This window comes from Cupriavidus sp. 01L415, from assembly GCF_056400065.1.
The window spans coordinates 206,265-228,893 of sequence record NZ_JBFTSP010000005.1 but is presented as its reverse complement, the minus strand read 5'-3'; the positions used below and the strand labels follow the sequence as shown (position 1 = coordinate 228,893).

Genomic DNA, 22,629 nt, shown 5'->3' with positions numbered 1-22,629 from the left:
TCAGGACAGGCAGGCGGCATTGAGCACCCCCACGGTCACCGAAATGGTCCCCATCAGGCCGCCCATGGCGATGTTGTTGGATTCGATGGCGGCGTCCATGTCAGGCAGCGCGCGCGTCAGGGCCGCATAGACGGCGGCCTGCACGACCAGCGCGCCCAGCGACCACACCAGGAACATCAGGAAGGTGTCGTTATGCTGGATGCTGGAGGACAGCGTGAAGCAAAAACCCAGCGTGCTCCCGGCCAGCGAAAGCCCTGCGGCGACGTTGCCCTGGCGGATCAGCGTGAACTCGTGGAACGGCGTGATCCTGGTGTAGACTCCGACGAACACGACCAGCAGCACAAGGCTTGCCAGCAAGTGCTCGACGTAGGCATAGATTGGTTGCATGGTTCGGGTTGCCGTGCCGGCCCTTCGTAGTCGACGTGGTGGTGGTTGTATCCGGTCCTTCGCGATGCGGAACTGCGCGGCAGAGTATAGCCGCAGTCGCATTTTTTCCAATATCAGATTCTTGACATACCGGTCGCCTCACACGGCCGGGTGATCTCCTGTTGCGACCGCCGCCCCATGCGCGACCGTACCCTCGTTCTTTCGGTGTTGATCGTGGCCTCTTGCGGGCTGGGCTACGAACTGATCGCCGGCGCCTTGTCCAGCTACCTGCTGGGCGATTCCATCCTCCAGTTCTCCTCCATCATAGGCTGCTACCTGTTCGCCATGGGCGTGGGCTCCTGGCTCTCGCGCTATGTGAAGGACGAGGACGTACTGTCGCGTTTTATCGACATCGAGATCCTGGTCGGCCTGCTCGGCGGGATCTCCGCGGCGCTGCTGTTCGTCGTGTTCGCGTGGCTCTCCGCCCCGTTCCGGACCGCGCTGTATGCGCTGGTGTTCGTGATCGGGTTGCTGGTCGGCATGGAGATTCCGCTGGTGATGCGGGTTCTCAACGCCCGCAAGGCCCAGTTCAGCGACCTCGTCAGCCGCGTGCTGACGTTCGACTATCTCGGCGCGCTGGCGGTGTCGCTGGTGTTCCCGCTGGTCCTCGCCCCGCGCCTGGGGCTGTCGCGTACCGGCTTCCTGTTCGGCATGCTCAACGTGGCCGTGGCACTGTTCACGCTGCGCATCTTTCGCGACGAGGTGTCCCACATCGCCACGCGATCGCTGCGCGCCGGGATCGTGCTGGCGCTGCTGACGGCCGGCTTTGCCGGATCGAACCACCTGACACGCTGGGCGGAACGCGGGCTGTTCGGCGATGAAATCATCCACAGCGAGACCACGCCTTACCAGCGACTGGTCATCACGCGCTGGAAGGACGACCTGCGGCTTTACATCAACGGCAACCTGCAGTTTTCCTCGCGCGACGAGCATCGCTACCACGAGGCGCTGGTCCATCCGGTGATGCAGGCGCTGCCGTGGGCGCGCCGCGTGCTGGTGATCGGCGGCGGCGACGGGCTGGCGCTGCGCGAGATCCTCAAGTATGGCCACGTGGAGCATGCCACCCTGGTGGACCTGGACCCGGCGATGACCACGCTGTTTTCGCGCAGCGCTCCGCTGCGGGCGCTGAACCACGATTCCCTGACCGACCGTCGCGTCACCGTCGTCAACGCCGACGCCGCGCAATGGCTCGAGCAGAACCGCGAGAGCTTCGACGCGATCATCGTCGACCTGCCGGACCCGTCCAACTTCGGCCTCGGCAAGCTGTACTCGGTGCCGATGTACCGGCTGCTGGCGCGCCACCTGGCCGAGAAGGGCTACGCGGTGGTGCAGTCCACCTCGCCCTACTACGCACCGCGCTCCTTCTGGGACATCGACGCCACGCTGCGCGAGGCCGGCCTGCACACCTGGCCGTACCACACCTACGTGCCGTCGTTCGGCGAATGGGGCTTCATCCTGGCCGGCAAGCGCGCCGACTACACTCCGCCCGCGCGCTACGACGTGCCGATGAAATTCCTCGACGCCGACACCACGGCGCTGATGTTCCGTTTTCCGGCCGACATGGCGCCGCGCGCCGGCGCGGCCAATCGCCTCAACGAACAATCCCTCGTGCATGACTTCGAGGAAGACTGGCGCAATGTCATTCGCTAAGTTCTCGCCAGGCACGTCGCGGCCCGCCCGACTGCGTTCCGTCGTGCCCCTGCCTGTTGAATCGTTGTCGACCCGATCCGTGCCGGGATGGACCGCCGCCGCTTCCTGATCGCCGCTGCCGGCACGGCCCTGGCCGGATGCGACCGCCTTGGCGGCGAGGCCGGCCGCTTCCTCGCCGGGCTGGGGCTGCGCGAGCCGGCGCCCGTGGTGCTGCGCCCGGGCATGGCGGAAGGCCACGCGCTGCGCGATATGCGCCAGTGGCCCGAGCCGGACGGCGAGATCCGCTGCGAAGTGGCGATCCTCGGCAGCGGCGTGGCCGGGCTGTCCGCCGCATGGCAGCTATCGCGCGCTGGATTGCGTGATGTCGTCATGGTCGATGGCCCCGAGTTCGGCGGCAACGCGGCGGGCGGCCAGTTCGGCGACATCGCCTATCCGCGCGGCGCGCACTACCTGCCGCTGCCGTCGGCCGAATCGACACACGTGCGCGAGATGCTGGCCGATATCGGCGTCATCGAGCGCGATCCGTTCGATGCCCGCCCGCGCTTTGACGAACGCGTGGTCGTGCATGCTCCGGAGGAACGGCTGTTCTTCGACGGCAGATGGCAGGACGGGCTGCTTCCCGACAGCGACGCCTTTCGCGACCAGCACCAGCGCTTTCTTGCCCGCATGGACGCCTTGCGTCACGCCACGGGAAGTGATGGCCGCAAGGTGTTTGCGATTCCCCTCGCGCTGGCGTCGCGAGATCCGGCATGGACGGCACTCGACCGTCAGACCTTCCGCCAGTGGCTGGTCGCCGAAGGCTTCACCGCGCCGACACTGCACTGGTACGCCGACTATTGCTGCCGCGACGACTATGGCGCTGGGGCGGACGCGGTGTCGGCCTGGGCCGGACTGCACTACTTCGCCAGCCGTGGCGGCCATGCACGCAACGCGGCGGACGGCGCTGTGCTGACGTGGCCGGACGGCCTGCATGGCATCGTCACGCGGCTGTCGGCGCGCATCGACGCGCTTCGGGGCGCTGGGCGCGGCGCCGATGGTGGCCCGGGGAGCGGCACGGACGGCGACGCACCCGACGGCACCGCACGCGGCTGGCGACGGCCGGGTCTGGCTGTACGCGTTGACGAGGCGGGCGACGGCGTCAGCGTGCGCTGCGTGTACTGGCCCGACGGCGTCGGCCGGCCACCGAAGTCCTATCGCCTGCGTGCCCGCCGCGTGATCTGTGCGATGCCGCTACACGTGGCCGCGCGCGTGGCGCCGCTGGCGGCGTTCGGCTTCGACCCGGCCACGCACCTGCGCCCGCACGCACCCTGGCTGGTGTCCTCCTTTCATCTACGCGGGTTTCCCGCCGAGGCGGCCGGCGTGCCGCTGGCCTGGGACAACGTCGTGCACGGATCGCGCGGGCTTGGCTACGTCGTGGCGACGCACCAGTGGATCCGGCAGGCGCGGCCGGCGGAAACCGTCTTCACCGCCTATTGCCCGCTGGACGCCGCGTCAGGCGTGCCGGCCACCTCATCGTTCACCCCACCGTCCACCTCGCCGGGCAGCTTGCCGGCTTCGCCTGACGCCGTCCGCCGCTGGCTGGCCGATGCCGCGCCGGCCGCGTTGCTGGACCTCGCCGTCTCGGACCTCCGCGAGGTCTATGGGCGCGACTTCTGGCGCCATGCCGATGCTGTGGAGATCACCGCACGCGGCCATGCCATGGCGACACCGGTGCCGGGATTCCTGACCAATCCCGGCGCCGCCGCGCTGCGGCAGGCGGACGGCCGCATCCAGTTTGCCCATGCCGACCTGTCCGGTCTGTCCGTGTTCGAGGAGGCTGCGTGGTGGGGCACGCGGGCGGCGTTGAGAATCATCGGATAGCGCACTTTTCCGGCCGATGGCTGGCGGCGCCATCCTGTAGAATCGACGCCATCGATGTCGTCCCCATGTGACACGCCCCCGTGCAATCGCTCCGCTTCCTGCTGATGATCGTGCTGCTTGCCTTCCTGCCGCTGCAGACCTGGGCAGACACGGCCATGCATGCTGGCGCGCCTGCGGCCAGGATGGCGAGCGCGCAGGCCGAGGCATCGCCGGCCACGCAGGCCAATGCCAACACGGCGGTGATCGAACTCGCCGTACAAGCCGTGCAGGCCGACCAGGCTGACTTCGTCACGCCGGCCGAATCGGGCGAATCCCCCTATCCCGCCGACAACGCGGAGCCGTCGCCCCCGGGTGCGGACTTTGCCGAGCAACTGCTGCCCGCGCCGCTGCCGCGCGTGGCCACGCCCAACGGCCGGAGCGCCTTGCCGCACTACGCCGGCACAGCCCTGCCAGACCCCGACCTTCCCCGCCTGCCGCGCCCGCCGCGCGGCTGATCCTCTTTCGCGCGGCCTTCGGTCCGCGCATTTGTGTGTCGTGTGGCGCGTCGCAACGTGCCGCGCGCTCTTGCGGCCTGTCCGCGTCCTTTCGAGTCTTGCCCCACCACTATGAAACGCGTTCTCCTTTTCCTGGCGACCAACATCGCCGTCATGCTTGTTCTCAGCTTCACGGCCAGCCTGCTGGGCGTGAACCGATTCCTGACCGCCAACGGCCTCAACCTCGGCATGCTGCTGGTCTTCGCCGCGCTGATGGGTTTCGGCGGATCGTTCATCTCGCTGTTCATGTCGAAGACCATCGCCAAATGGTCGACGGGTGCACAGGTCATCACGCACCCGAGCACCAGCACGGAACTCTGGCTCGTCCAGACCGTGGAAAAGCTGGCGACCCGGGCCGGCCTGCCGATGCCGGAAGTCGCCATCTACGAGGGCGAGCCGAACGCCTTTGCCACGGGCGCATCGAAAAAAAGCTCGCTGGTGGCGGTATCCACCGGCTTGCTGCAGTCGATGTCCCACGACGAGGTGGAAGCCGTGCTGGCGCACGAAGTCGCGCACATCGCCAATGGCGACATGGTCACGCTGACGCTGATCCAGGGCGTGGTGAACACGTTCGTCATTTTCATGGCGCGCGTGGTCGGCTACTTCGTGGATTCGTGGCTGCGCCGCAATGACGAGGAGTCGAGCGGCCCCGGCATCGGCTACATGGTGACCGTGGTGATCTGCGAGATCGTGTTCGGCATCCTGGCCAGCATCATCGTCGCGGCGTTCTCGCGTCATCGCGAATACCGCGCCGATTCCGGCGCCGCCGGGCTGATGGGTACGCCCACGCCGATGGTCGCCGCCTTGCGCCGCCTGGGTGGCCTGGATGCCGACGGCCTGCCGCAGAACATGCAGGCCATGGGCATCTCGGGCGGCAAGTCGTGGCTGGCGCTGTTCTCCAGCCACCCGCCGATCGAGTCGCGGATCGCGGCGCTGCAGGGCGCCCGCTAAGTGCGGACAGGGTTGCCGGCGGCGCTGCCTGCCGGCGACTTCGGCGGCGTTCGGAAAAGACTGCCAGCTAGGCCGCCAGGTCGCCGCCCTGCCCGGCCTTGAATGCCGCCCGATAGCGCTCGGGCGTGGTCTGCACATGCCGCAGGAATGCCTGCCGCATGATGTCCGCGTTGCCGAATCCGGTGGCGCGGGCGATCCCTTCCAGCCTGCGGTCGCTGCCTTCCAGCAGCCGCCGCACCGCCTCCACCCGCAGCCGCTCGACGTAGCGCGCCGGGGTCTCGCCCACCTGCTTCGCAAACACGCGCGCGAAGTTGCGCGGGCTCATCGCCACGCGCTCGGCCAGCACGCCCACCGACAAGTCACCGCCGAGGTTATCGGCCATCCATCCTTGCAGCGCGCGCAGCTCCGGACTTTCCGCGGCCTGGGCGCGCAGCGACGTGGAGAACTGCGCCTGGTTGCCGGGCCGCCGCAGGAACAGAACCAGTTCTCGCGCGACCTCCAGCGACACGGCGTACCCCAGGTCTTCCTCAACCAGCGCCAGCGAGAGATCCATCCCCGCCGTGACACCCGCCGACGTGTAGAAGCGCCCGGCGCGAATCCAGATCGGGTCCGCATCGACGGTCAGCCTCGGATTGCAATCCGCCAGCCGGCCGGCGTGGCGCCAGTGCGTGGTGACGCGCTGCGCGTCAAGCAGCCCGGTGCGCGCCAGCACGAACGCGCCCGTGCACACGGCCCCCAGCCGCCGCACACGCGGGGCCTGCGCGCGGATCCAGTCGATCAGTCGCGCGTCGTCGGCCGCCCGGGCGTGACCGGAGCCCCCCGAGATCAGCAGCGTATCGATCGGCCGCCCGATCTTGTCGAGGATCTGGTGATAGGGCGCGTCCGCCAGCATCCGCAAGCCGCTTTCCGTGCGCACGATGGCATCGTCGCTGACGCTGACCACGTGCACCTCGTAAGGAGGCTGCGGTCGGCCGGAGAGCTTGTTGGCGGCGCCGAATACCGCCGTGGGCCCGGTCACGTCCAGTTCCTGCGCGGGATCGGGCGCGACGATCACCACGACGCGCGGCAATTCGGAGACGAGGTGCAGGTCGGATGGCATGGCGGTTCGGCGAAAGTGAGTGGCCCCGGGCTGGCCCCAGGCTGACCTCGGGCGACTTGGGGACATCGGGGCGGTCGGAATGGCGATCGCCGGGTGTGTCGGGGCGTCCCCGTCAGCCGGCGCGCGTCGTGAAGATCATACCTCCCGCTTCAGGCCGCCACGGCCATTGCTTGTTGGCGCCGTACGTGGCGTTGCCAGCCTGCTGTCATGACCAGCGCCAGCAGCAGCGCCGGCAGTACGGCCAGGTTCACGGCGCTCCAGCCCCAGTGATGGAGCACCTGCCCCGCCGCCAGTGTGGCGAGCGCGGTCAGCACGGCTGTGGAAAACTCGCTCGTGGCCTGCGTGCGGGCGCGCTCGGCGGTGCGATAGCTGCCGGCCAGCAACGTCGTGCCTCCCACGAACATGAAGTTCCAGCCCACACCAAGACACAGCAGCGCCACATAGAACGCCGGCAGCGAGGTCGAGCACAGCGCCACCACGGACGCCAGCGCGGACAGCGCAATGCCGCTCATCAGCATCACCGGGTTGCCAAAGCGCTGCAGCAACCAGCCGGAAAAGAACGATGGCGCGTACATGCCGACCAGATGCCATTCGATGATCTGCGCGCCCTGCGTGATCGTGTGGTTACACGCCACGGCGGCAATCGGCGTGGCCGTCATCATGAACATCATCACGGCATTGCCGATGCCGTTGTTGGCAAATGCGGCTACGAACACCGGCTGGCGCACGATCTCGCCCAGCGGTCGCGCAGGCAAGCCGTCCCCGGCCGTCGTGGCCGCCAGCGATGTGGGGTCCCGATAGGCGATGGCCAGCAGCAGCACGGTCAGTGCGCCGAAGACCGCCACCACCAGATAGGCGCCGGCAAACGGCAGCGGCTGCATCATGTCCGCGCTCCACGCGGCGATGGCGGGGCCGCACACCGCAGCCACCACGCCACCGGTCAGCACCACCGAAATGGCGCGTGGCTTGTCCGGTGCCGGGGCGGCATCGGCAGCGGCCAGCCGGTAGAACCGCGCGAACGCCTGAAACACGCCAACTAGCGCCGTGCCGACGCAAAACAGGATGAAGTGATGGCGATAGATCGCCCAGACCGAGACCAGCCCGCCGATCGTGCACGCCAGCCCGCCAAGGCAGAACGCGAAGCGCCGGCCGAGCCGCTCGATAAGAAAGGCCGCCGCGATGGCAGTCAGCGCCGACGCGACGGTGATCAGCGCGAACGGCAGCGTGGCGAGCGCCTTGTCAGGCGCCAGGGTGTAGCCGACCAGCCCGGTCAGGGTCAGGTCGACGGATAGTGCTGCGGTATAGAGCGCCTGACAGAGCGCCAGCACGCGCGCTTGCCGCATCGCGGGGATAGCCATCGGAGGTCTCCCGAGGAGAGGGGGATGGTTCCCAGCGTAAGGCGCGGGCCGGGTGGCCGGCTGACAATGATCCGTGGATTTCTGCCAACCCGGCTGCCAGCCGCGCTGCCGCCCCGCTACCGACCGCCAGCCAGGCCGCATCCGATAGCCCGAGTCCGTGGAAGCCCGCCGGCAGGGCCGACGGCAATGAGTGAGTAAGTGAGCGGGTCAGTTAAACACGTCCTGCCGATACCGCCCCTGCGCGACCAGCGTCGCAAACCAGTCGGAGGCGGCGTCCGCCGTCATCCCGCCCTGCTCCGCGCCGATGTCGATCAGCGTCTGGCGAACCGCAGGCGCCATGCGGCGCCCGTCGCCGCAGACATAGACCGTCGCACCGGCCTGCAGCCGTGCCCAGACATCCTGCCGCCGCTGCCAGAGCAGATCCTGCACGTAGCGCGGTGCACCCTCCACAACCGAGTACGCCGCGTGGACCTCGGCCACGCCGGCGCTGGCCCATCCGGCAATCTCGTCGCGATACAGCCAGTCATGCTGCGGGTGCCGACAGCCAAAGTACAACTGCACGGGCGCCACCGGCTGCCCGGCCGCATGCTGGGCGGCGCGCTCTTCCAGGAATCCGCGGAACGGTGCGATACCCGTGCCCGGACCTATCAGCAGCATCGGCACCTCCGGGTCGGCCTCCGGCGCGAACGGCGGATTCGGCGTGCGGACGGATGCCGCCACGCGCGCCCCGGGCGCCAGGCCCTGCAGCCACGTCGACGCAACCCCCCGGAACTGCCCGCGCCCGGACAGCGCCGGCGCCCAGACCGTGCCAACTAGCAGCGTCGCGACGTCCGGCGACACCCGCGGTGATGACGCGATCGAATAGAACCGTGGCCGCATGGGCACCGCGCAGGCCAGCAGGCCCTGCAGCGTCAGCGTGATGGCGGGATACGCCGTCAGTACGTCCAGCACGCCCAATCGCCGCGCCGCCACTTGCACTGCGTAGCCCCGTTCCGGATCGTCGGACGCCAATTGTTCCAGCGCCTGCCGCGTGAACGGGCAGCGCGTCGCCTGCAGCAATCCGCGCAAGGTCTGGCGCGACACCACATCCTGTAGCTCGATGAAATGCGTCAGCAACTGGCCGACTGGCAGCGCCTCACCGATGGGCAACCCGCGGCCGGCGCCGGGCGGCGCGGACAGCGTGACCATGGCGCCCGGATCGAGGTCGAGCCGTTCGCACAACGCCTCCACCAGCCGTGCCTCGTTCTGCGGCCAGATTGCGAGGTGATCGCCGGCCTGATAGGTCACGCCCGGCGGCAGTTGCAGCCGGATGTCGCGCGTGGAGGTGCGCGGCGCCTCGATCGAGAAATCCCACAGGCCACTTGGGTCGTTCACAAGCTCGGTGTTCGAGAGCACCGCGCACGCCTGCGTGCCAGCCGGCAGGGTGTCGGCACGAATCGCGGCCATGCTGCGCAGCCGGACCTGGAGGCCCGTTCCGCCCACACTCGCACCATCGCTCGCGCCTTCGGCCTGCAGTGCCTGCCAGAGCTGCGCGAGCCAGCGCTCAGCCGCCTGGTCGAAGTCGCCATTGCCGTCGGCCTCGCCGCGCGGCAACAGCGGCACCGCGCCGGCGGCCGTAAAAAAATCGAACACCCGGCGCGGGAATGCCTGATATGTCGCCCATTGCGAGTTGCCGCAGCCGAGCAGCGCCAGCCGCAAGCCTGCCGCGCGATAGCCCTGCGCCGCCTCGGCATCGAGCATCGCCTCGAACTTGCGGCCGGAGTCCGGCGCGCGGCCGTTGTAGGTGGCGGCGACGATCACGACAAGGCCCGACACTGGCAACGCGCCGACGGTCTCGTCCAGATCCTGCAGCCTAGCGTCGAATCCTGCGCCCACGGCGCCCGCGTGAATCTGCTCGGCCAGCTCACGCGCGGTGCCCAGCGATGAGGCGCACAGCACCGTCAGCGCCTGGCCTTGACCGCGTACCTCCGCCTGCGCCGCGCCGGTCGCTTCCGGGGCCGCCACACTCGTCACGATGCGCTCGTGCGCCCGCCGCCGCCGTGCGCGCAGCACGAAGTTGTCGGGCTTGATCGTCAGGGTTTCCTTGAGCCGGAACTGGTAGTCATGCGGATCGTGAAAGGCGAAGTGGCGCAGCATCAGCGCGAGCGCCAGCTTGGCTTCGGTCAGCGCGAACTGGCGGCCGATGCAGGCGCGATCGCCCTGCCCGAACGGCATGTAGGCGTGCGCGGGCAGCCTCGCCTCGTTCTCCGGCAGGAAGCGGTCGATATCGAAGCGTTCGGGATTCGCCCACACCTTCGGGTCCCGATGTAGCGCAGTCAGCACCACGGAGACACGGCGGTCCTTGCGCAGGTGATAGCGCCCACCGATCACCACGTCCTCGAACGGCGCCACCGCGAATGCCGGGGCGGTGGGCCACAGGCGCAGCGTCTCCTTGAGGATGCGGTCGAGCACCGGCATGCGCGCCAGGTCGGCGTAGACCGGCGGCGCGTCGCCCGGCAGCACGGCATCCACCTCCGCATAGGCCTGCGCCAGCACGCCCGGGTTGCGCAGCAACTCGTACAGCGCAAAGGTCAGCAGGCCGCTGGTGGTCTCGTGGCCGGCGATCAGGAAGGTGATGACCTGGTTGCGGATATTCGCGTCATCGAGCCGCTGGTCGGTCTCCGGATCGCGCGCTTCCAGCATCAGGTTGAGCAGATCCATGCCGGGCATGGGTGCCGCGCGCCGCTTGCGGATCACGTCGTCGACCAGGTCGCGCATGTAGGCGATGTCTTCGGCGCACTTGCGATGGGCGCGGCCCATGAAGCGATCCTGGATCGGCAGCCGCGTGAGCTTGTCCATCGCCTCTTCCAGCGCGCCGACCATCGCCACGATGAACGGGTCCAGCCGATCGCTGGCGAACGACGCGAAGTCGTAGCCGAAGCCGGACAGCGCAATGGTGTCCAGGGTCAGCCGCGTCATGTCGTCCGCCACGGCGATGTCGGCGTCCGGGCCCTGCCGGTCCCACTTGTCCACCAGCCGGTTGGCCACGCGCAGCATGACGTCGAAATAGCCCTTCATCGCCCGCTGGCTGAACGCTGGCATCAGGATGCGGTGTGCGCAGCCCCAGTTGGGTTCGTCGCTGTGCGCGGTGAACAGGCCATCGCCGGCCATGTCGCGCAGGTAGGACAACGGCGGCCCGATGATCTTGCGAAATCGCGTTGCATCGCACAACTCGCTGGCCAGCGCCACCGACGAGACAAACGGCACGCGCCGTCCGGCGAAGTCCAGTTCGAAGATCCCGTCATGGTGGCGGCTGCGCGCCAGCAGGTGCTGGCCAACCTCGCCGGGCGTGATCTGGAACAGGTTGCCGACGATCGGCCAGCCTGGATCGCGGGGAATGGGCTGGAGCACGGCGGCGAGCGTTTCGGAGGACATGTGGGGGCGGCAGGATGGTCATTGAAGGCTGCCGTAGACAATCGCCAGTTTCGGGAGCGAAGTCAACGCGCGCGCACCGAGCAGGTCCTCCAATCTGCGCGAAGTGCCGCCCGTTTGAAGTGATCGTTCGAATACAACGCCCACGCCGAAGCGCTGCCTAGTCGGCCGGAGCGCTGCCTAGTCGAATACCCGGCCTCGTAGCGCCTTGACCTGTCCGCGCTGGGTCTTGGCGTCCAGCCGGCGTGTGCGCGATGCCCGCGTCGGCCGGGTCGCGCGGCGCATGCGTGGGGGCTCGGCCACGCTCTGCACCAGTTCGTGCAGGCGCCGGATCGCTTCCTCGCGATTCATCTCCAGGCTGCGATGCTGCTGCGCCTTGATGACCACCACGCCATCGCGCGTGATGCGATGGTCGTGCAGCGCCAGCAACCGCTCCTTGTGGTCGGCCGCCAGCGACGACGTACGCACGTCATAGCGCAGGTGCACCGCGTTGGACACCTTGTTGATGTTCTGCCCGCCCGCGCCTTGCGCGCGAATCGCGGTGATTTCGTATTCGTGATGAGGGATAACAGTGTCGCCGGCCATGCGCGCCATCATAGCAACGCATCGACCGGCGGCGCCAGAACGGCCGCGTGGGCAGGTTCAGGGTGCGGGCGCGATGTTCTGGTTCGTGCGGAACAGGTTGTGCGGATCGTAGGTGCGCTTGATGCGCGCCAGCCGGTCATAGTTGGGACCGTAGGCCGCGCCCACGCGTGCGACTTCATCATCGGTCAGGAAATTCACATAGACACTGCCGGTGGCGTAGGGCTCCGTGGCGCGGAAGAAATCACGCGCCCAGGCGATGCAGGCGGCGTCCTCGTCGGCACGCTCCCAGCGGGCGTGCACGTTGAGCACGTAGCGCGCGTCCCGATTCGCGTAGGCGGTGACGTCCGGGGCCACGCGATTGGCCACGCCGCCGACCTGGCCAACGAAGATGTCCGCCAGCGGCGACGGCAAGCGCAGCGCGTAGTCGGTCATCGCATCGATGGCCGCATCGTCCAGCCGGGCGAAGTTATGGGATTTCCAGTAATTGCGCGCCCCCGGGCCGAGCAACGGGTCGAACGCCTGCTGCCACGCGGTGTACGGCACCGGCCCGACGTGCTCGCCGATAGTCTGGCCGAATGCGCGCAGCGGATCGATGGCCTTGTCCGCCTTGGCGGGATCGCCGTCGTAGAACACCGCCAGCACCACCACATCGGTGCCGTGAGCCGACGACGGCAGGAACGGCAGCGGCGGCGCCTTGCGCAGCACCACCCAGACATTGAGGTCTTCGGACATGGCCGAATCGACAAACGTGCGGTACTGCTTCAGCACGGACTTGCCCTCCACCGCCGGAAACACCAGCAGCCCGGCCGTGACGAGCGGCCCCACCGGATGCAGCCGGAATTCGAACAGCGTGACGACGCCGAAATTGCCACCGCCACCACGCAGCGCCCAGAACAGGTCGGGCTCCTCGCGCTCGCTGGCCCAGAGGCGCCGGCCGTCGGCCGTGACCACCTCGCAGCCCAAGAGGTTATCCACCGTCATGCCGTACCTGCGCGTGAGCCAGCCGAAGCCACCGCCGAGCGTGAGCCCGGCCACGCCCGTGGTGGAGTTGATGCCCAGCGGCGTGGCCAGCCCGCAGGCCTGGGCCTCATGGTCGAAGTCGGCCAGCGTGGCACCGGGGCTGACCCATGCCACGCGATCCCGGGGATCGATATGAACGCCGCGCAGGTTGGACAGGTCGATGACCAGCCCGTCGTTGCAGATGGCGCTGCCGGCGATGTTATGGCCGCCCCCGCGCACGGCCAGCACGAGCCCGCGATCGCGCGCGAAGTTGACGGCCTGCATGACATCGGCCGTCCCCGTGCACTGCACGATGACCGCGGGCCGGCGGTCCACGGTGGCGTTCCACACGGTACGCGCGGTGTCATAGCCCGGGTCGGCGGGAAGGATGACCTTGCCGCGCACGGACTGGCGCAGCATGTCGATGTGTTCAGCAGATAGAGTGGGCATGGCGGGATCTCCACGGGTGCAGGTACGCGGGTCGGAAGGAGATCTCATGCAAACGGCGCGCCAAGTGGCGCCCACGCTGGCGTGGCGGCTCCGGCGACCCGCGCGCGTCGCGCGGAATTGGCCGATGTGTTGCAGCGATGAGGCGGCGCCAACGTGACTTGATCCCTTGCGGGTGACCTCGCGGGCGCCTAGGCTCATTCTCATGAACCTGCCACTGAGAGATCGCGTCGCGCTGGTTGCCGGTGCCACCCGGGGCGCCGGCCGCGGCATTGCCGTGCAACTGGGGACGGCGGGGGCGACCGTGTATGTGACCGGCCGCTCAACGCGTGCCGCGCGCTCCGAGATGGACCGGCCGGAGACCATCGAGGAAACGGCCGAGCTGGTGACGGCCGCCGGCGGACGCGGAATCGCCATCCGCGTGGACCATACGATACCGGCGCAGGTCGGCGCGCTGATCGACCGCATCCGGATGGATCACGGTGCGCTGCACATCCTCGTCAACGATATCTGGGGCGCCACGGTCATGGAATGGAACAAGACCGTGTGGGAGTCGTCTCTCGACGTTGGCCTGCGCAATCTGCAGCTTGGCGTCGGCACGCATGCCATCACGAGTCACTTTGCCTTGCCGCTGCTGATCGAATCACCGGGCGGGCTGGTGGTCGAGGTGACCGACGGCACGGCCGACTACAACGCCAAAAATTACCGCGTGTCGTTCTTCTACGACCTGGCCAAGGCCAGCGTGCTGCGCATGGCCTTTGCGCTGGGGCATGAACTGGCGCCCTACGGCGCCACGGCGGTGGCGTTGACACCGGGCTGGCTACGCTCGGAGGCCATGCTCGATGCCTATCGCGTCACCGAGGCCAACTGGCGCGATGCCACCCACATCCAGCCTCACTTCGCGATCTCGGAGAGCCCCGCCTATATCGGCCGTGCCGTGGCGGCGCTGGCGACGGACCCGGAGGTCTCGCGCTGGAATGGCCAGGCGTTATCCAGCGGCCAACTGGCGCGGGTCTATGGGTTCACCGATCTCGACGGCAGCCAGCCGGACGCCTGGCGCTATGTGCCCGAGGTGCAGGACGCCGGCAAACCGGCGGACACGACTGGCTATCGATAGTTGCGTCTGGGGTTCGGTGCGCACGCCAATCCGGATTGCGGAGTCGCCGCTGGTGGTGGAGATCCCTCGTGGACAAGACGGGCTACGCTGCCTTCGGAGACAAGACGCCGAGGGACGCCACAAGGGCCAGGATCAGGATCGCCAGTGTGGTTTCGATCATCAGACTCGTGCGGAACGCGCTGACGGCCTGCGCGTAATCGCCCGTCAGCACGGCACGCGCCAGCCGGGGACTCAGCCGATAGCGGTTGGCTGCGGCAAGCCCGAGCATGGCGCCGAACAGCGCCAGCTTGGCAAGCAGTTGCCCACCGTAAGAACTCCATGAGACAGCCGGTAACTCCGGTCCGACGATCAGCCAGTAGTTGAGCGTGCCGGTGAGCATCAGCGTGACCACGACCACCGTCCCGGCCTTCGCGAATCCATCGGCCGCGCGACTCAGCAGCGCCACCCCGCCGCGGCTGGCCGACGGCTTCGTCCATGCCAGCAGGACGAAGGCCACCAATGCGCCGACCCAGACGCCCGCCGCCAGCAGATGCCCGATGTCGGCGGCAAGGTGGAGATAGCGCCTGAGCCCGTCATCGTCCATCGCGCCGTGTCCTGACCACGCGAGCGTGGCGAGTGCCACGGCGGCGGTCGTCGTCTGCCATATCGACCGGAGCCGGGAATGCGTCCTGCCGGACAAGCCTGCCATCAGGCAGAGTGCCAGCGCGACCATGCGCACGGCCCAGGACATGCCTGCGTCGGTGCCGGTCACGATCATGGTGAAGACGTCGCGCCGCAGTGCCGAGTATTCGGCCACGCCGGTCATCGACCGGGCCATCACCACGATGCCGGCCAACGACAGAACGATGCCGATGGCCGCCGCTGCCGCGGTGACGGCGGCGTAGTGGGACAGAACCCGTGATGCCGCCCGGGAAACGTGCGCGGACGACGGCTCGTCGCGGCGGAATGCATGGAGGCTGAACAGGGGCAGCCCGAACAGCAGGGTCAGGTCGAGGTATAGCCCGAAACGTACCGAGATTCCGGCCCAGTCCATGCGCGATCCCTACCTGACGGTGAAGGAGACATTGCCCGTGATCGGGTGGGTATCGGATGAGACGGCACGCCAATCCACGCGATAGCTTCCCGGCGCCAGCGGGCGAGCGGGCGTGACGACCATCGTCTTCGGATCGTCGCTACCCGCGACCGTCGCCGCGATCTTCATCGGCGCATGGCCATCCATGCCGGGCATGGCGGTCATGACGAGGTTCGCGCCCGAGAACTGCGTCACGAGGCGCTCGGAGAAGTGCAGCTCGATCTTCGAGGGTGCGGCGATTTCCGCCTTGTCAGCGGGCATCGATGAAACCAGTGCCGGGTGCGCGACGGCTGCGGCGCTGACAAGTGCGGTTGACGCCAGCATCATGTGGACGGTGGAACGAAGGATAGGCAAGGAAGACTCCCGGGGGCGAGTGGAGATGAGGTGGAGATGAAGTAGATGGGACTCAGAACCAGAGGCGAACACCGGCGACAAAGCGCGTCTCGCCGCTGCGGCCGCCCGATGTCCGGACGAGGTCCGCTGTGTTGCCGAAGGTCTGATATCGCTCGACGCCGATATAGGGCGAGAACTGGCGGCTGAATTCGTAGCGCAGTCGCAGGCCCGCCATGCCGCTGGACAGGCCGCTGCCAACGCCGGCCTCCGGATCGCTCTTGCCGTACAGATTGGCCTCGATGCGGGGCTGTAGTATCAGTCGCTGGGTCAGGAGCAGTTCGTACTCGGCAGACAGGCGCAAGGCAGTGCGGCCGCTCGTGCCGACATAGGCGGTGGCGTCGACCTCGAACCAGTAAGGCGCCAGGCCTTGCACGCCGAAGGCGAGCCAGTTTCTGGGCTCGCGGCCGCTTCCGGCATCGTTGCGAAGCCCGAGCTGGGTATCCCAGTAGGTGGCGATGGCATGCCCCCAAAGGAGTTCGGTGCGTGCGTCATGTACCTTGCCCCTCGCGGCTTCGCCTTCGGCCTTGATCACCAGCTTGTCGTAGGCATTGCCGAACCACGCCTGCGCCTCGTAGGCGGCGGCGTTGCCGTCGCCGGCGTGCGTCCATTCGAGCCGGTCCACCAGCACGGAGGCGAAAAGGTGCTCGTCCGCCATCACGAGCTGACGCTTGTCGCTGAGCGCGTATTTACCTGCGCCGAGCTGATAGCCGCCTGAGTAGGCGTCAGGGTCGCGCGCATCAGCCGGCGGCGATCCGCCCTGCATGCGCATCGATCCGTGATCCATCGTCGGCGCGGGGGCTGAATCGGCGGCCTGCATGGACATGACTTCCATGTCCTCCACATCCGGTTTCATCGCGCCGCTGTCGGCTGGGGTCGCCTCGGCCGCTGGCGCGGGATGAACGTGCCCGGCGTGCGAATCCTGTGCGGAGGTGACGCCGGTTGCCGCGATGGCGAGCAAGGCGACGATTATTGTTGCGATGGGCTTTGACATGGGAAATGCGTGTTTGCAATAGGACATCAGGCCACCAACACTTCGCGGAACATTCCCGCATCCATATGGAGCATCAGGTGGCAGTGCCAGGCCCAGCGGCCGGGTGCGTCGGCGGTGACCAGGAAGCTGATGCGCTGCGCCGGCTGCACGGGAATCGTGTGACGGCGTGCCTGGAAGCTGCCGTCCGGCGCTTCCAGCTCGCTCCACATGCCGTGCATATGCATCGGATGGGTCATCATCGTGTCGTTGTGCAGGATGACCCGCAGCCGCTCACCGTGCCTGAAGTGGACCGGCGTGGATTTTCCGAACTCGACGCCATCGAACGACCACGTGTATCGCTCCATGTTGCCGGTGAGATGCAGTTCGACCTCGCGCGCCGGACCGCGCGGGTCCATCGCGCCGCCGATGGTGTGCTGATCGGCCAGGGTGAGCACGCGCCTGCCGTTGTTGCGCAGGCCGATGCCGGGATCGTCGAGGTTGGTGCGGGCCACGTCCACACGCATGTCGGTGCCGGGGCCGTACTCGGTTCTGGCGTGCCTCGCCTTCGTGCTGGGGACCTTGAGCGGATTCGGCGCGTCCATGCCGGTCATGGCGTGCTGGCTGTGATCCATCGCCATGCCACCCATGCCGTGCTGGCTGTGGTCCATCGTCATGGCGCCGTGATCCATGCCCTGCATGGTCATCGCGCCGTGGTTCATCCCACGCATGCCGGCGTGGTCCATGCCGTGCATCGCCATGCCACCATGATTCATGCCGCCCATCATGTCGGACATGGCGAGCCACTCGATCTTGTCCAGTGCAGGCACCGGTGCCGTCAGGCCTTCGCGCATTGCCAGCGTGCCGCGCGCGTAGCCGGACCGGTCCATGGCTTGCGAGAAAATCGTGTACGCCTCGTCCTGCGGTTCCACCAGCACATCACACGTTTCACCGGGGCCGAACCGGAATTCGTCGACGGTGACCGGATCGACGTTCTGGCCATCCACTTGCACGACCTTGAGTTTCAACCCGGGAATGCGGACGTCGTAGAACGTGCTTCCCGCGCCGTTGATAAAGCGCAGGCGCACGCGCTCCCCGCGCTGGAACAAGCCGGTCCAGTTGCCGGCGGGCGTGACGCCATTGGTGAGGTAGGTAAGCGTCGCGCCGGACAAATCCGCGAGGTCTGTCGGATTCATCCGCATCTCGTTCCACATCTTGCGTTTGTCGAGCGCGTGCTTCAGGCCGTCGTTCGAGACATCGCGGAAGAAATTGACGACGGTCGGCTGGTTGTAGTTGTAGTAGTCGCTCTGCACTTTCAGCTTGGCGAGCACGCGCATCGGATCCTCGTCGGTCCAGTCCGACAGCAGCACCGTGTAGTCGCGATCCGCCTGGATGGCATCCTTGCCGGCGGCGGGGTCGATGATGATGCCGCCGTACACGCCGGTGAGCTCCTGGAATCCGGAGTGAGAGTGATACCAATAGCTGCCGCTTTGCGCGACCTTGAATCGGTAGGTAAAGGTGGTGCCGGGCGCGATGCCGGCAAAGCTGATCCCGGGTACGCCGTCCATCTGATACGGCAGGATGATGCCGTGCCAGTGGAGGGAGGTGGGCTCGGGTAGGCGGTTGGTCACGCGAATCGTGACGGTGTCGCCTTCGCGCCAGCGCAAGGTGGGCCCGGGAATCATGCCGTTGATCGTGGTGGCGATGCCGGGCTTGCCGGTGAAATTGACCGACGCCTCGTCGATCACGAGGTCGAACTCGGTGCCGCGCAGCACGGGCGCCGTACCCAAGTCAGCGCTTCCACGGCTTTCGGAGGACCCGGCGGGGTGGGCATGGGCCCAAGCGCCGCCCGGTAGTCCGGTCAGCCCCGCCATGACACCGCCCGCCGCCAGCCCCTGGACAAAGCGGCGGCGAGGAAGGTTGGGCAGCACAATGCCGGCCGGTCGGTCGCGTCGCATGAAATCAATCCTTTTTTCGTAATGACCGCACAGGAAGGCGGCGCGCACAGCGTAGCGAGATCGAGCCTACGCACATCTGACCGGAAAATTACGATCCGGTAATGTTCCCGTCATGTCAGCGGCTTTCTGGCTAGACTAGACTCGCCTGCCTCTGGCGCAGGCCGGGTGCGACTCATGAATGGAAGGTGGCTGATGAAACTGCTAGTGGTAGAGGACGAGTCCAAGACCGGCGAATACGTACGCCAGGGTCTGACGGAAGCGGGCTTCGTGGTCGATCTGGTGACAAACGGGCTCGATGGCCGGCACCTGGCGATGAACGAGTCCTACGACCTGGTCATCCTCGACGTGATGCTGCCGGACGTCGACGGCTGGCGCATTCTGCAAGCACTGCGCGCCGCCGAGATCGCGGTTCCCGTGTTGTTCCTGACCGCCCGCGACAGCGTGGCGGACCGGGTCAAGGGGTTGGAACTGGGTGCGGACGACTATCTGGTCAAGCCGTTCGCGTTTTCGGAGCTGCTCGCGCGCGTGCGCACGCTGCTGCGGCGTGGCACCGGGCAAATTGCCTTGGATCGCATCCAGGTGGCCGATCTGGTACTGGACCTCAGCCGCCGCAGGGCAACGCGCGCCGGCCGCCGGATTGTGCTGACCAGCAAGGAATTTGCCTTGCTCGAACTTCTGGCGCGGCGCCGGGGCGAAGTTCTGCCGCGTTCCCTGATCGCCTCCCAGGTGTGGGACATGAATTTTGACAGCGACAGCAATGTGATCGACGTGGCCATTCGTCGCTTGCGGGCCAAGATCGATGACGACTTCGAGCCCAAGCTGATCCAGACCGTCCGGGGCATGGGCTACGTGCTGGAGGAACCGGAGGCGCTGGAATGAGGGTTCGCCCGTCGCTGACGACGCGACTCACCATCCTGTTCTCGTTGTCGTCGGCCGGGGTGCTGCTGGGCCTGGGCGTTCTGATCTGGCTGGCCATGGACCGGCACTTTGCCGATGAAGACTATGCCGTGCTTCAAGACAATATCCGACTGATCCAGAAGATCGCCGCCGAGGGGCCGCCAACCTCCGTCCCGACGCGATTGGCGGAAACACTGGAACACCATGCCGGCTTCGTGGCGGAGGTGCGTACCGCCGATGGCGCCCGCCTCTATGCCAGCGAGGGATTCGATTTCGGTTCCGTCTCCGATGTCGTTGCGAAGCTGCCGCCGGATCGGAATACCTTCGTGTGGGAGCACGGCGGCGAGGAGTATCGGGGCATGCGCGCGTCCGTGGAAATGCCACCAACACCGGGCGCGCCACCCGGCATCCTGCGTGTCGTGGTCGGCATGGATACGCAAATCCATGCGCACTTCATGCACGCATTCCGGCAGTCACTGGCTTTCTATATCGCGCTGGGCGCGTTGGCGAGCGGCCTGTTGGGGTGGAGAGCCGCGCGGCGCGGGCTGGCACCGCTGCGAACCATGGCGTCACGCGCCCGGGCCGTCACGGCGCACAAGCTTGACGAGCGCATGCCGGTGGATGCGGTGCCTGTGGAGATGGCGGATCTGGCGGCGACGCTGAATGCCATGCTGGAGCGGCTGCAACGCGACTTTCGCCGCTTGTCCGAGTTCTCGTCGGATCTGGCGCACGAATTGCGCACCCCGCTCACCAACCTGATGACCCAGACCCACGTGGTGCTGTCCCAGCCGCGCGAGGCCGGAAAGTATCGGGATGTATTGATATCCAATGCGGAAGAACTGCAACGCCTGTCTCGCATGGTGTCCGACATGCTCTACCTTGCGAAGATGGAGCACGGCATTACGCTGCCAAACGCGGAGCCAATCACGGTGAAGGACGAGGTGCTCGCGCTGTTCGATTTCTATGACGCGCTGGCCGAAGACAAAGGCGTGCACCTGCGCATGCGGGGCGACGGGAACATCGTCGGCGATCGCCTGATGCTGCGTCGAGCACTCAGCAATCTACTGTCTAACGCGCTGCGCTACACACCGGCGCGCGGAAGTATCGACGTGGAGATCGCCAGCCAGCCGGACACGGTCACGATCGCCGTGGAAAACGAAGGAAAGGAGATCAGCCCGGAGCTGCTGCCGTCGATCTTTGATCGCTTCTTCCGCGCCGACAGATCGCGTGCCCGTGCGGATTCGGATAGCGTGGGGCTGGGCCTGTCGATCACGCAAGCCATCATGGCGGCGCATGAAGGCAGCATTGCGGCGGTGTCCTCGGACGGCAAGACGTGTTTCACGCTGACCTTTCCCCGACTGGTCAAATAAGGCGGGTTGCAGGGGTTCTGCGGGTCGTCGCCCGGTGCCAGTGGGAGTCTCGCCCGAGGGAACGCTGGCTCGGCACCCAACCGAGCGGCATGCGTTTTCCCTTGACATCGATTGGCTCGTGTACGAAGATCATTTACATCGCATGCGATTGAATCGTGTGCGCACATTAAGTCCGTCGCGCGCGTCAAGGAGGTCCCCATGTTCTTCCTTGCCTACGTATGCGGCGCAGTGATCAAGGAACAACTTCCATCCCCAGGCTGGCGGAGAGCAAATGACATCCACTGACAAGGCGGCCCCGGCGAACCCGATGCTCTCCGACTTCCTGTGCTTTGCGGTCTATTCCGCAAACCTGGCTTTCGGCAAGGCATACAAGCCAATTCTCGAGCGACTCGGCCTGACCTATCCGCAGTACATCACCATCGTTGCGCTATGGGAGGAAGACAATGTGACCGTTGGCAGGCTGGGGGAAAAGCTGTTTCTGGAATCGAACACGCTCACGCCGATCCTGAAGAAACTCGAGGCGATGTCGTTTCTTGAGAGGCACCGCGATACCGTGGACGAGCGCCTGGTGCGGATCAAGCTGACCAGGAGTGGTCGAAGCCTGCGCGAAAAGCAGCTGGAAATGTGCCTTTCCGACGCGACCGGCCTGACTCCGGACGGCTTCGCGCAATTGCAGAAGGCGATCCCGACGCTACGCGACAACCTCATCCAGTCGACCAGGGCCGGAGAATGAGCGCTTGCCCGGCTGCCTCTGATGCATTTTGCAGTTCGCGCCAGAGCTATCCACTTGACCCCTCGCGACACGTTGATGGCGCGTTGCGGGACATCCAATCCAAGTCGCAAAGCGCGGCACACACCATCACTAACATGAGCACCGACCCTTCCCAGTACAGCCCGATCAGCTGCGAATTCCACGATCGACTCGAGGATCTCGCGACCGTACGCAAACCGACACGCATCCGCTATCAAGACAGCGATGCCGCAGCACAGGAACGTGACGCAACGATTACGGATGTGTTCAGCCGGGGTGGCGCCGAGTATCTCTCGCTCAGCTCAGGCGAGACCTTGCGCCTCGATCAGCTCGTCGAAGTCGACGGCAACAAGTTGGCCGACTACTGAACAGCAGGCGACGCCAGCGCTGATGGAAACGTGCAGCGAGCGGCAGATGTGCTGACGAGAGGAGGCGGGGAAATACGGGAATCCGTTGTCAGGATTGGCGCGCCCGGCTGGGATCGAACCAGCAACCCCTGCCTTCGGAGGGCAGTACTCTATCCATTGAGCTACGGGCGCGACGTATGCAGTTTTGACAGCGGGCGAGTGCCGCCGTCGGAAAGTCGCATAGGATACCTCGTTTGGCCCGGCCCGTCCATGCGGGTTGCGCCGGGAGTCGCCACGGCAGGTTTCGGAGCCGCCGCTTTTAGCCCCCGCCGACATGTCTTGGGTCTATAATCGCCAGCTATTTGCGTCGAAACGAGACGTACTCGGGACCTGAGACAGTCCCGGACGCAAATGCGACAGATTCATCCCCGACAAAGG

General features: G+C 66.8%; 19 protein-coding genes and 1 tRNA gene. 9 read left to right on the top strand and 11 right to left on the bottom strand.

Annotated elements, in window-relative coordinates; translation table 11 throughout:
• Positions 1-387 carry a DUF350 domain-containing protein gene (locus AC1DOX_RS12430; protein WP_092138512.1) on the bottom strand — a complete coding sequence of 129 codons (387 nt, stop codon included), beginning with the start codon at positions 385-387 and terminating at the stop codon, positions 1-3.
• A gap of 177 nt (positions 388-564) precedes the next feature.
• Between AC1DOX_RS12430 and AC1DOX_RS12425 the strand changes: the two genes are divergently transcribed.
• The 4 genes from AC1DOX_RS12425 (at position 565) to htpX (ending at position 5,420) form a co-directional block, all read left to right on the top strand.
• Positions 565-2,076 (top strand): polyamine aminopropyltransferase, encoded by a 1,512-nt coding sequence (locus AC1DOX_RS12425; protein ID WP_441618979.1) that lies wholly within the window; start codon positions 565-567, stop codon positions 2,074-2,076.
• 87 nt (positions 2,077-2,163) lie between these two features.
• Positions 2,164-3,936 carry an NAD(P)-binding protein gene (locus AC1DOX_RS12420; RefSeq protein WP_441618977.1) on the top strand — a complete coding sequence of 591 codons (1,773 nt, stop codon included), beginning with the start codon at positions 2,164-2,166 and terminating at the stop codon, positions 3,934-3,936.
• A gap of 80 nt (positions 3,937-4,016) precedes the next feature.
• Positions 4,017-4,430: a hypothetical protein gene (locus tag AC1DOX_RS12415; RefSeq protein WP_441618975.1), complete on the top strand. Its 414-nt coding sequence runs from the start codon at positions 4,017-4,019 to the stop codon at positions 4,428-4,430.
• 111 nt (positions 4,431-4,541) lie between these two features.
• On the top strand, positions 4,542-5,420 hold the full coding sequence (gene htpX, locus AC1DOX_RS12410) for a protease HtpX (RefSeq protein WP_441618973.1): 879 nt from the start codon (positions 4,542-4,544) through the stop codon (positions 5,418-5,420).
• Positions 5,421-5,487: 67 nt separating this feature from the next.
• On the opposite strand, the gene AC1DOX_RS12405 is transcribed toward htpX, so the two are convergent.
• From AC1DOX_RS12405 to AC1DOX_RS12385, 5 genes are all read right to left on the bottom strand, one after another.
• Positions 5,488-6,519 (bottom strand): GlxA family transcriptional regulator, encoded by a 1,032-nt coding sequence (locus AC1DOX_RS12405; protein WP_441618971.1) that lies wholly within the window; start codon positions 6,517-6,519, stop codon positions 5,488-5,490.
• Between the two features lie 149 nt (positions 6,520-6,668).
• A complete protein-coding gene (locus tag AC1DOX_RS12400; RefSeq protein ID WP_441618969.1) occupies positions 6,669-7,877 on the bottom strand; it encodes an MFS transporter in 1,209 nt (402 codons plus the stop codon).
• Between the two features lie 207 nt (positions 7,878-8,084).
• Entirely contained in the window at positions 8,085-11,291 is a 3,207-nt protein-coding gene (locus tag AC1DOX_RS12395) for a bifunctional cytochrome P450/NADPH--P450 reductase (protein WP_441618967.1), read from the bottom strand.
• A 177-nt stretch (positions 11,292-11,468) separates the two neighbouring features.
• On the bottom strand, positions 11,469-11,873 hold the full coding sequence (gene arfB, locus AC1DOX_RS12390) for an alternative ribosome rescue aminoacyl-tRNA hydrolase ArfB (protein ID WP_441618965.1): 405 nt from the start codon (positions 11,871-11,873) through the stop codon (positions 11,469-11,471).
• A 57-nt stretch (positions 11,874-11,930) separates the two neighbouring features.
• A complete protein-coding gene (locus AC1DOX_RS12385; protein WP_441618963.1) occupies positions 11,931-13,322 on the bottom strand; it encodes an FAD-binding oxidoreductase in 1,392 nt (463 codons plus the stop codon).
• A 202-nt stretch (positions 13,323-13,524) separates the two neighbouring features.
• On the opposite strand from AC1DOX_RS12385, the gene AC1DOX_RS12380 reads away from it, so the two are divergent.
• Positions 13,525-14,436 carry an SDR family oxidoreductase gene (locus tag AC1DOX_RS12380; RefSeq protein ID WP_441618961.1) on the top strand — a complete coding sequence of 304 codons (912 nt, stop codon included), beginning with the start codon at positions 13,525-13,527 and terminating at the stop codon, positions 14,434-14,436.
• Positions 14,437-14,518: 82 nt separating this feature from the next.
• Here the strand turns inward: AC1DOX_RS12380 and copD are convergent, their stop codons facing one another.
• The 4 genes from copD to AC1DOX_RS12360 form a co-directional block, all read right to left on the bottom strand.
• Positions 14,519-15,469 carry a copper homeostasis membrane protein CopD gene (copD, locus tag AC1DOX_RS12375; protein ID WP_477114035.1) on the bottom strand — a complete coding sequence of 317 codons (951 nt, stop codon included), beginning with the start codon at positions 15,467-15,469 and terminating at the stop codon, positions 14,519-14,521.
• A 9-nt stretch (positions 15,470-15,478) separates the two neighbouring features.
• Positions 15,479-15,835 (bottom strand): copper homeostasis periplasmic binding protein CopC, encoded by a 357-nt coding sequence (copC, locus tag AC1DOX_RS12370; RefSeq protein ID WP_092138502.1) that lies wholly within the window; start codon positions 15,833-15,835, stop codon positions 15,479-15,481.
• A gap of 79 nt (positions 15,836-15,914) precedes the next feature.
• Positions 15,915-16,892, bottom strand: coding sequence for a copper resistance protein B (locus AC1DOX_RS12365; protein ID WP_441618957.1), 978 nt, complete (start codon positions 16,890-16,892; stop codon positions 15,915-15,917).
• 26 nt (positions 16,893-16,918) lie between these two features.
• A complete protein-coding gene (locus AC1DOX_RS12360) occupies positions 16,919-18,826 on the bottom strand; it encodes a copper resistance system multicopper oxidase (RefSeq protein WP_441618955.1) in 1,908 nt (635 codons plus the stop codon).
• A 192-nt stretch (positions 18,827-19,018) separates the two neighbouring features.
• Between AC1DOX_RS12360 and AC1DOX_RS12355 the strand changes: the two genes are divergently transcribed.
• From AC1DOX_RS12355 to AC1DOX_RS12340, 4 genes are all read left to right on the top strand, one after another.
• Complete coding sequence (locus tag AC1DOX_RS12355) at positions 19,019-19,705, top strand: heavy metal response regulator transcription factor (RefSeq protein ID WP_441618953.1); 687 nt, start codon at positions 19,019-19,021, stop codon at positions 19,703-19,705.
• A complete protein-coding gene (locus AC1DOX_RS12350) occupies positions 19,702-21,093 on the top strand; it encodes a heavy metal sensor histidine kinase (RefSeq protein WP_441618951.1) in 1,392 nt (463 codons plus the stop codon). The genes AC1DOX_RS12355 and AC1DOX_RS12350 overlap by 4 nt, the downstream gene beginning before the upstream one ends.
• A gap of 271 nt (positions 21,094-21,364) precedes the next feature.
• Positions 21,365-21,826, top strand: coding sequence for a MarR family winged helix-turn-helix transcriptional regulator (locus AC1DOX_RS12345; protein ID WP_441618949.1), 462 nt, complete (start codon positions 21,365-21,367; stop codon positions 21,824-21,826).
• 134 nt (positions 21,827-21,960) lie between these two features.
• Entirely contained in the window at positions 21,961-22,212 is a 252-nt protein-coding gene (locus AC1DOX_RS12340; RefSeq protein WP_441618947.1) for a hypothetical protein, read from the top strand.
• Positions 22,213-22,307: 95 nt separating this feature from the next.
• Here AC1DOX_RS12340 and AC1DOX_RS12335 read toward each other — a convergent pair.
• Positions 22,308-22,383: transfer RNA gene (locus AC1DOX_RS12335), tRNA-Arg, on the bottom strand.
• Between the last annotated feature and the right edge of the window lie 246 nt (positions 22,384-22,629).

Bases quoted from the DNA above. Each gene is read 5' to 3' on its own strand.
- AC1DOX_RS12430 (WP_092138512.1), bottom strand. From the start codon at position 387: ATGCAACCAATCTATGCCTACGTCGAGCACTTGCTGGCAAGCCTTGTG.
- AC1DOX_RS12425 (WP_441618979.1), top strand. From the start codon at position 565: ATGCGCGACCGTACCCTCGTTCTTTCGGTGTTGATCGTGGCCTCTTGC.
- AC1DOX_RS12420 (WP_441618977.1), top strand. From the start codon at position 2,164: ATGGACCGCCGCCGCTTCCTGATCGCCGCTGCCGGCACGGCCCTGGCC.
- htpX (WP_441618973.1), top strand. From the start codon at position 4,542: ATGAAACGCGTTCTCCTTTTCCTGGCGACCAACATCGCCGTCATGCTT.
- AC1DOX_RS12405 (WP_441618971.1), bottom strand. From the start codon at position 6,519: ATGCCATCCGACCTGCACCTCGTCTCCGAATTGCCGCGCGTCGTGGTG.
- AC1DOX_RS12400 (WP_441618969.1), bottom strand. From the start codon at position 7,877: ATGGCTATCCCCGCGATGCGGCAAGCGCGCGTGCTGGCGCTCTGTCAG.
- AC1DOX_RS12395 (WP_441618967.1), bottom strand. From the start codon at position 11,291: ATGTCCTCCGAAACGCTCGCCGCCGTGCTCCAGCCCATTCCCCGCGAT.
- arfB (WP_441618965.1), bottom strand. From the start codon at position 11,873: ATGGCCGGCGACACTGTTATCCCTCATCACGAATACGAAATCACCGCG.
- AC1DOX_RS12385 (WP_441618963.1), bottom strand. From the start codon at position 13,322: ATGCCCACTCTATCTGCTGAACACATCGACATGCTGCGCCAGTCCGTG.
- AC1DOX_RS12380 (WP_441618961.1), top strand. From the start codon at position 13,525: ATGAACCTGCCACTGAGAGATCGCGTCGCGCTGGTTGCCGGTGCCACC.
- copD (WP_477114035.1), bottom strand. From the start codon at position 15,469: ATGGACTGGGCCGGAATCTCGGTACGTTTCGGGCTATACCTCGACCTG.
- copC (WP_092138502.1), bottom strand. From the start codon at position 15,835: ATGATGCTGGCGTCAACCGCACTTGTCAGCGCCGCAGCCGTCGCGCAC.
- AC1DOX_RS12365 (WP_441618957.1), bottom strand. From the start codon at position 16,892: ATGTCAAAGCCCATCGCAACAATAATCGTCGCCTTGCTCGCCATCGCG.
- AC1DOX_RS12360 (WP_441618955.1), bottom strand. From the start codon at position 18,826: ATGCGACGCGACCGACCGGCCGGCATTGTGCTGCCCAACCTTCCTCGC.
- AC1DOX_RS12355 (WP_441618953.1), top strand. From the start codon at position 19,019: ATGAAACTGCTAGTGGTAGAGGACGAGTCCAAGACCGGCGAATACGTA.
- AC1DOX_RS12350 (WP_441618951.1), top strand. From the start codon at position 19,702: ATGAGGGTTCGCCCGTCGCTGACGACGCGACTCACCATCCTGTTCTCG.
- AC1DOX_RS12345 (WP_441618949.1), top strand. From the start codon at position 21,365: ATGACATCCACTGACAAGGCGGCCCCGGCGAACCCGATGCTCTCCGAC.
- AC1DOX_RS12340 (WP_441618947.1), top strand. From the start codon at position 21,961: ATGAGCACCGACCCTTCCCAGTACAGCCCGATCAGCTGCGAATTCCAC.